Genomic DNA, 9,027 nt, shown 5'->3' with positions numbered 1-9,027 from the left:
GGCCCACATAGTGCAATTGGCCATCGCTACCCCAACGCACCAAGTCTCCGGTGCGATACATCCGACCGCCGACCCCGCCGAACGGACACGCCACAAACCGCGACGCGGTCAACGCCGCCCGCCGCCAATACCCACACCCCACCCCCTCACCGGCGATATACAACTCCCCAACCACACCCACGGGCACCACCTGCAGCCCGGGATCTAACACAAACAACGCCGCCCCGGATACCGGTGACCCGATCGGCGGTGACCCCGAACCGACCACCAATGGCGCACTCGACGAGGCATACATCGTCGTCTCGGTGGGACCGTAGGCGTTGATCATCACCCGCCCGGGCGCCCAGCGGTCGACTACCTCGCCCGGACACGCCTCACCGGCAACCATCAACGCCGCCGCCTCCAACCCCTGCGGTGATAACACCCCCACCGCCGAAGGGGTTTGACAAAGCACGCTGACGTGTTCGGCAACCAGCAGGGCGTGCAGCTCTGCGGGGGAACGGGTCACGTGGTCCGGGACCACCACCAGCCGTCCACCATGCAGTAGTGCCCCGAAGATCTCCCACATCGAGAAATCGAAGCCATAAGAATGACACTGGCTCCACACCTGTCCCACCGCCGGTGTCAGACCCACCGCCAAGGAACCGAACAGTTGGGTGACGTTGTGGTGGGTCACCGCAACGCCTTTCGGGGTTCCCGTGGTCCCCGACGTGTAAAGGATGTAGGCGACATTGTCTGCACCCGGCGCCGGCGGTGCGGTGCAAGGTTGGGTGTCGATAACGGGGGCCTCAATGTCACCGACATCAATCACCAGCAGGTCGTGGCCGACCAGTCGTGGGCGCAGTCCGGTGGTGGTGATTGCCACGACCGGCGCGGCGTCTTCGACCATGAACTCCACCCGAGCCTGCGGCAGCGCGGGATCGATTGGCAGGTAGGCCGCCCCGGTCTTTAGTACCGCCAGGATCGCCACGATGGCTTGAGCTGAGCGCTCCATCAGCAGTGCGACCACGTCGCCGGGACCCACCCCGTGGCCGGTCAGCTCGTGCGCAAGCCGGTTACCGGCGCCGTCAAGCTGCTGGTAGCTCCACGATTGGCCCGCACACACCAGCGCCACCGCCTCCGGGCTGCGTGCGACCTGCGCACCAAACACTTCCGGAATCGACACCGCTTTTGGTGGGGTGGCGCTCAACGCGGCACGGTTGCCGATCGCATCCAGGCGGGCGTGTTCGGCGGCATCGAGCAGATCGATCGAGCACAACCGCCGCCCCGGATCGGCCACCATTGCCTCCAGCACCTTCTGGAGCCGCGCGATGAGCGCGTCGATGCTGGCCGTGTCGAACACATCGGTGGCGAACTCGATGCGAAGCGCCAATTGGGGTCCGGGAACCGCGATCATGGCCAGCGGGTAATGGGTGTGTTCGCGGCCGGTGATCGCGGTGAGGGTCAGCTCGTGGTCACCAAGGGTCACCGAAGTGTCGATGGGGTAATTTTCGTAGACAAAAAGGGTGTCAAACAGCCTGGCATGACCGGTGATTCGGTGGATGTCGCTTAGCTCTACGTGTTGGTGGTCGAGGGTGTTGTTGTGATTGGTGTGCAGCTGGTGAAGTAATTGGGTGGCGGTGGTGGTCGCGGTCATGCTGGCGCGCACCGCCACGGTGTTGATCAACAAACCCACCATCGATTCCACTCCGGTCAGATCCGGTGGCCGCAGCGCGACCACAGCACCAAACACCACGTCGTGCTGGCCGGTCAGCCAATTCAGCGCCCGCGCCCATGCGGCTTGTAGCACCGTGCTCATCGTGGTGTGGTGGGCCCGCGCCATGGCGGTCAAAGCATCGGTGGTAATCGCAGACAGCGCAAAGCATTTAACGTCTTTGCTGGACATGCCCAGCGGGTCGGGCGGGCCTACCAAGGTAGGTGCCTCCACCTCAGCCAACACCGCACGCCAGGCCGTCAGAGCGCGGTGTTGGTCCTGCCCGTCCAACCAGCACACAAACCTGCGAAACGGCACGGGGGCCGGCAGCAGCTGCCCACCGTAACTGGCCAGGATTTCACCGAGCAGGATCGACAACGACCAACCGCCCAGCACAATGTGGTGGTTAGTCAGCACCAACCGGTGCCGCTCGGGTGCGGTGCGGATCAATAACCCCCGAAAAGGCACCGCCTGGGCCAAATCCATCACGGCGGACCGTTCAGCGACACAGAGTGCCTCGATGCGTTCCTCGGGCCGGCCGTCCTGAGTGAGGTCGAGATATCGCCATACCGGCGCCGGATCGACCGCGATCACCTGTACCGGCTGATCAAGGTCTTGGTAGACGAATCGGGCCGCCAGATTGGGATGGCGGGCGATGACGGTGTGCACGGCGGCACGCAGACGATCGGGATCCAGCCGGCCCGCCAAACGGATCTCGAGCTGCACCGCATATAGGTCATTGCGACCCTGCGTAGTGTTGGCGTGAAACAGCAAACCTTCCTGCAGCGGTGTCAGCGGCAACACATCGGCGATCTGGTATCGCTGGTCAAGCTGGTCGATCTGGTCTTGTGTCAGCTGCAGTGGGGCCAGATCCGATGGGGTCAACCCGCCCCCACCCCGGGCCACGTGCGCGCAGACTCCGACGAGCGCCTCACACCATAGCCGGCTGACCCGCTCAACAGCGCCACGATCCAGCACCGAGGAGGCCCAAGTCCAGGTGGCATGCAATTGCGGGCCGGCGTCAGTGTCGATGGTCGCCGCATTGAGCGCCACGGTATGGGCCAACGCCATCGGTATCGCTGCGCTGGCAAGATCACCAAACAGCTTGTCAGTACCCATGATTCGCCATCCGTCGCCGGCGTCAGCTGCTTCGCCGTCAACCCCGAGGCGGCCCAGGTAGTTAAACCCGATCACAGGATCAGGCCCGCCCAAATCCACGGCGGTGTTCAAGGGGTTCAAATAGCGCAGCACACCATAACCGAGCCCATCCGGCAGCGCGCGCAGCTGTTCTTTGAGTTCCTTGACCAGCGCCCCCAATTCCGCTGCGCCAGTGTGCACGTCGCCCCACTGTAGGCCCCACTGCGGCAGATTCGCCGTCAACGCCACCGGATACTTGCTGGTAAACCAGCCCACCGTGGCCGATAGATCAACGCCCGGGGCCAGGTCTTCTTGACGCCCGTGACCCTCCACATCAACACTGATCGGGCCACTACGGTCCAGGAATTCGCTGAACGCCAACACGAATGCGATCAACAAGACGTCCTGGATACCGGTGTGAAACGCCGACGGCACCGCACCCAACAGCGCCCACGTCGTCTCGATGTCCAACGCCACCGACAGCTGCCCGGCGGTGACATAAGTATCTCTGGCCGGGTCCACCGCGGGCAACACCGGCTCCACCGCCAACACTCGCCGCCACGCGGGCAGCTCGTCGAGAACCGCATCGCTGCGCGCATGCTCGGCCAGGATCGCCGCCCAGCGTTGAAACGACGTGCCTCGCACCGCCAATCGCAGCGGCTGACCGGCCCGACGCTGAGCCCACGCGGTGTTGAGATCGTCCACCAATATCCGCCAGGACACCCCATCGACAGCGACGTGGTGAATCATCATCACCAACTGGGCCGCCGACGACACCCACACCGCGCTGAGCATCCCCCCCGCCGCGGGATCCAAGCGGCGCCGAGCCGCCACCAACGCCTCATCAGAGACCGCGGAAACCGACCGAACGCACCGGCGTGCATCCACGCAACCCGGTGGCCCCACAAACAATGACCAACCGCCGCCGGCCGGGGCGTCTTCGACGCGGGCCCGCAACATGGCATGGCGATCCAGCAACGCCTGCACCAGAACCACCACGTCCGCCTCGCTGACCCCCGGGGGAGCCTGCAGCACCATCGTCTGGTTGAACTGCTCCACCGGGCCACCAATGCCGCGCAGCCAGCACATGATCGGTGTCGGTTCGATCCCACCGACACCCTCATCAACAACATCGTCGCCAACAGCGACCAGCCCGGCCACCCGCGCCAACCGCGCCACCGTGCGTTCGGCGAAAATATCGCGCGGCCGACACAGCACTCCGGCCGCGCGCGCCCGCGCCGCCACCTGCATCGACGAAATGCTGTCTCCGCCCAGATCGAAAAACGAGTCGTCGATCCCAACCCGCTCCAGCCCCAACACCTGGGCGTAAATCCCGGCCAACACGACTTCGACCGGTGTGGTGGGGGCGCGGTAGTGGTCTGTGTTGGTGTAGTCGGGAGCTGGTAGGGCGGCGGTGTCGAGTTTGCCGTTGACCGTTAACGGTAACTGCGGCAGCAGCATCACCCAGGAGGGCACCATATAGTCGGGCAGCCGATCGGCCAACGCCGCGCGCGCCGGGACCGGGTCGATGTCGCCGGTGATGTAGCCGACGAGGCGTTTGTCGCCGGGGCGGTCTTCCCGCGCGATGACGATCGCCTGATCCACTCCGTCCAATTGTGTTAGCGCGGCGGTGATTTCACCGGGTTCGATGCGGAATCCGCGGATTTTGACTTGCTCGTCCGTGCGGCCTACGTAGTGTAGTTGGCCATCGCTGCCCCAACGCACCAAGTCTCCGGTGCGATACATCCGCTTTCCCGCGCCGCCGAACGGGCAGGCCACAAACCGCGACGCGGTCAACGCCGTCCGGCGCCAATACCCGCATCCCACCCCACCACCGGCGATATACAGCTCCCCGACCACACCGGCGGGAACCGCCCGCAACCACGGATCTAGCACAAACAGCGCTGCCCCCGACACCGGTGACCCGATCGGCGGTGTCGCCGAACCGGCCACCAAGGGCGCACTCGACGAGGCGCAGATCGTAGTCTCGGTGGGGCCGTATTGATTGACCATCACGCGACCGGATGCCCAGCGGTCGACCAACTCGCCCGGACACGGTTCACCGCCGACCACCAACGCCGCCGTCTCCAACCCCTGGGGCGATAACACCGCTACCGCCGAAGGGGTTTGGGTGAGCACGGTGACATGTTCGGCGACCAGCAGGGTGTGCAACTCCGCGGGAGAGCGGGTTACGTCGTCGGGGACCACCACCAGTCGTCCGCCGTGGAGCAGCGCGCCGAAGATCTCCCACACCGAGGGATCGAAGCCGTAGGAATGACATTGGCTCCATACCTGTCCGGCCGCTGGCGTCAGATCTCCCGTTAGTGAGGTGAACAGCTGGGTGACGTTGTGATGAGTAACCGCAACACCTTTCGGAGTCCCGGTGGTACCAGAGGTGTAGAGGATGTAGGCGATATCGTCTGCGCCCGCCGCCGGTAGTGCGGTGCAAGGTTGAGTGTCGATAGCGGGGGCCTCACAATCACCGACATCGACGACCACCCGGTCGTGGCCGACGAGTCGTGGGCGCAGGTCGGTGGTGGTGATTACCGCCACCGGCGCGGCGTCTTCCACTATGAACTCCATCCGCGCCTGCGGGTGCGCGGGGTCGATGGGCAGGTACGCGGCGCCGGTTTTCAACACCGCCAGGATCGCGGTGACGGCCTGGGCGCAGCGCTCAAACATCAGGCCGACGACCGCACCTGGACCCGCGCCATGGCTGGCCAGGTAGTGCGCGAGCCGGTCGGCCGCTGCATCGAGCTCGGCATAGGTCATGGCCTTGCCGTTGAATGTTAGCGCGACCGCCTGGGGTGTGCGCGCTACCTGCTCGCTGAATAGCTGCGGGATCGATTGTGGTCGTGGCGAATTCGTGGCGAGTACGGCGCGGTTGCCGATCTGATCGAGGTGGCTGTGTTCGGCCGTGTCGAGCAGATAGACCGATGACAGTCGCCGCCCGGGGTCGGTCAGCGCGGTTTCCAACAGTCGCTGCAGTCGTTGGATTAGTGTGTGGATGGTGGCGGCGTCGAAGACATCGGTGCGGTATTCGGCTATGCCGGTGATGCCGGCGAATTCGCCGGTGCTGGTGTGGTGTTCGGTCAGGGACAGGACCAGGTCCATGCGGGCCGTGTCCGTACCTACGGGTATGGAGGTGATGTCGAGGTCGCCCAACGCCAGGGCGGCAGGAGTGGTATTTTGCCACGCCACCATCACTTGAATGAGGGGGTGGTGGATCAACGATCGGGTTGGGTTGAGCCGTTCCACCAGTACTTCGAAGGGCACGTCCTGGTGTTCGAAGGCTTCTAGACTGCGTGTGCGTACCTGGGCGAGCAGGTCGACGAAGCTGGGGTTGCCGGCCAGCTGCACCCGCAACACCAAGGTGTTGACGAACATGCCGACCAGGCCGTCGAGGGCCGGGTCGCCGCGGCCGGCTACCGGGACGCCGATTGCGATATCGCTAGTGTTAGCTAGTGCTGAAAGCAAGGCGGCACAGGCGGTTTGGATCACCATGAAACTGGTGGCGTGGTGTTCGTGGGCTACCTGGGCGACCGCTTGGGCCAGCTCTGCTGGCCACTGGAATTGCATGTGCGCGCCGTGGTGATCCGCGTTGGACGGATAGGGACGATCGGTGGGCAGTTCAAGGCGTTGGGGCATGCCGGCCAGGGTTTGTTCCCAGTAGGCCAGCTGGGCGGAGATGCCGCTGTTGGGGTCGGCCAGCTCACCGAGAGCCTCGCGCTGCCACAGGGTGTAGTCGACGTACTGCACCGGCAGCGCCGACCAGGCCGGGGCTTGTCCGTCGCACCGGGTGGCATAGGCCGCTGCCAGATCGCGGGTAAGTGGGGCCAGCGACCACCCATCGGCGGCGATGTGGTGGATCACCAGCATCAGCACGTGGTTGTGGTCGCCGACCCGAAACAGCCGTGCCCGGATCGGGATTTGGGTTGCCAAATCAAAGCTGCGCCGCGCCGCCGTCGTGAGGGCGGCGTGCAGCTGGTCCGGCGACCATCCGCCTGCCTGGATGATCTGCCATTCGAGCTGTGCGTGCTCGACGGGTAGCACCACTTGTTGGGCTATCCCGTCGACGGCGCGAAATACCGTGCGCAGGCTCTCATGGCGGGCCACTACGTCGGTGAGGGCCGAACCCAATGCCTCGGCGTTGAGTCCACCGGTCACCTGAAATGCGCAGGCGACGTTGTACATCGGGGAGGGCCCCTCGAGTTGATCGAGAAACCACAACCGCTGCTGGGCAAACGACAACGGCACCACCGCCGGCCGCACACCTACCGCCACCAACGGCGCGCGCCCGGCACCACCCCGACCCACCCTCGCCGCCAGCTGCGCCACCGTGGGCGCTTCGAACAGGGCGCGGACCGAAAGATCGGCATCGAGTGTGGTGTTGAGCGCGGCGATGACCCGCATCGCCGACAGTGAATCCCCGCCCAGCGCGAAAAACGAGTCGTCGATCCCGACCCGCTCGAGCCCCAACACCTCGCCAAACAGTGCGGCCAACACCTGCTCGTGCTGATCACGCGGCCCGCGATAGCCTGCGGCGCTGAGGAATTGGGGGGCCGGTAGCGCCCGTCGATCCAGTTTGCCGTTGACCGTTAACGGCACCGAGTCGATGATCATGACCGCCGCCGGGATCATGTACTGCGGGAGCCGGTCGGCGGCGAATCGCCGTAGCTCGGTGACGAGTTCGGTCGCGGTGGGGTCGTTGACGTAGTCGGCCAAAGACCCTGCCGGGGTGGTTGGCAGGTACAGGTCCGAGGGCGCTGCTTGGGTGGTTTGGGTGTAGATCAGGTCCATCAGGCCAGGGGTGGGTGACCAGGTCACCGCGGTGGTGTAGCCCAATTGCTGTCCCAGCAGATAACACTCGTGTGGCAAGACCGTCTCGGGGGCGGGCAGGCCCGCGCGTAACTGGGCCAGCGGCACCTCGTCGTGCGCCTGGGTCAGCGTGTGGGTCAGTGCCACATCGGGCCAGATCCCGCCGTGGGGTACCCCGCTGATCCGCAACCCCGACGGCTGTTGGGACTGCAGGTGCTGGCCCAGGCTGGCCAGACTGGCGAACTGCTGCCAGGGTTGGCTCGGCAGGTCGGCACGAGACTGGACGGCTACCGGTGCTTTACGCAACACCACCTCGTATCGGTAGGCGCTGAGTTCGTTGACCGCTTGCATGCGTTTGAGTTGCACGTCCACTGCGCCGATCTCGTCAAGACGTTGAGGCAGCGTGGTGAAAAACTCTGGGGCCACCAACAATTCCTGCTCGGCCAAGATCTCGCGGCGCACCCGCTCACGCACTACGCCCGCGGTGTCCGCACCCGTAATCTGCGCAGCCACCATTCCGGTGCTAAACGCGGACAACAACGCCAGATTGCGCACGTCACCGATAAAGATCGCGCCACCGGGAGCCAGCAGCCGCATCGCGGTCTCGATTACATCCAGCAGGTACCCCGCGCTGGGGAAATACTGAATCACCGAATTCAGCACCACCACATCGAAATAACCCGCCGGCAGGCCGTCGGTCACATCGGCGGGCTGTGCTGCCAACCGCACCCGATCCGACCACGACTGGGCGGCCACCTGTGTGTGCAACCTACTGATCCTGGCCGCCGAAAGGTCCGTGCCCCAATACTGTTCACACTGCGGGGCAAGCTCGGCCAGCAACAACCCCGAGCCCACCCCAATCTCCAACACCCGCTGCGGATTTAGCTCCCGGATCCGCTCGACTGTCGCCGCCCGCCACTGCCGCATCTCCTCCAGCGAGATCGGCTGGCCGGTATAACTACTATTCCAGCCCCCGAAGTCTTGCCCCAACTCCGCTGAGGCACCCGCATACAACCCGCCATACAGCTGCTGCCACCGGCCGACCAGCTCGGCCTCACGCTCGGGTTCACGCGCCAGCGTCGCCTCGCGATCGAGCACCACATAACCCACCAACTGCTCGCCATGCGGAGCGACGACCGCTTGAGCCACCCGCGGATGCGCCGTCAGTACGGCCTCGACTTCACCGGGCTCGATGCGGAACCCGCGAACCTTGACCTGATCATCAGCGCGCCCGACAAACTCCAACGCCCCCTGGGTATTCCAACGCACCACATCCCCGGTCCGATACATCCGGGAACCGGCCGGCCCGAACGGGCACGCTACAAACCGCGACGCCGTCAACCCCGGCTGACCCCGATACCCCTGCGCCACACCGGCAC

The 9,027-nt window shown here is 65.1% G+C and carries 1 protein-coding gene; it reads right to left on the bottom strand.

All coding sequences use genetic code 11. The annotated features are described in order from the left end of the window. Positions 1 to 9,027 (bottom strand): non-ribosomal peptide synthetase (locus MSIMFI_RS27550; protein ID WP_191500077.1); only part of this gene is annotated, 9,027 nt, incomplete at both ends.

It is taken from the genome of Mycobacterium simulans, from assembly GCF_900232995.1.
Classification (GTDB): Bacteria; Actinomycetota; Actinomycetes; order Mycobacteriales; family Mycobacteriaceae; genus Mycobacterium; species Mycobacterium simulans.
This window is presented reverse-complemented; position numbering and strand designations above follow the sequence as displayed.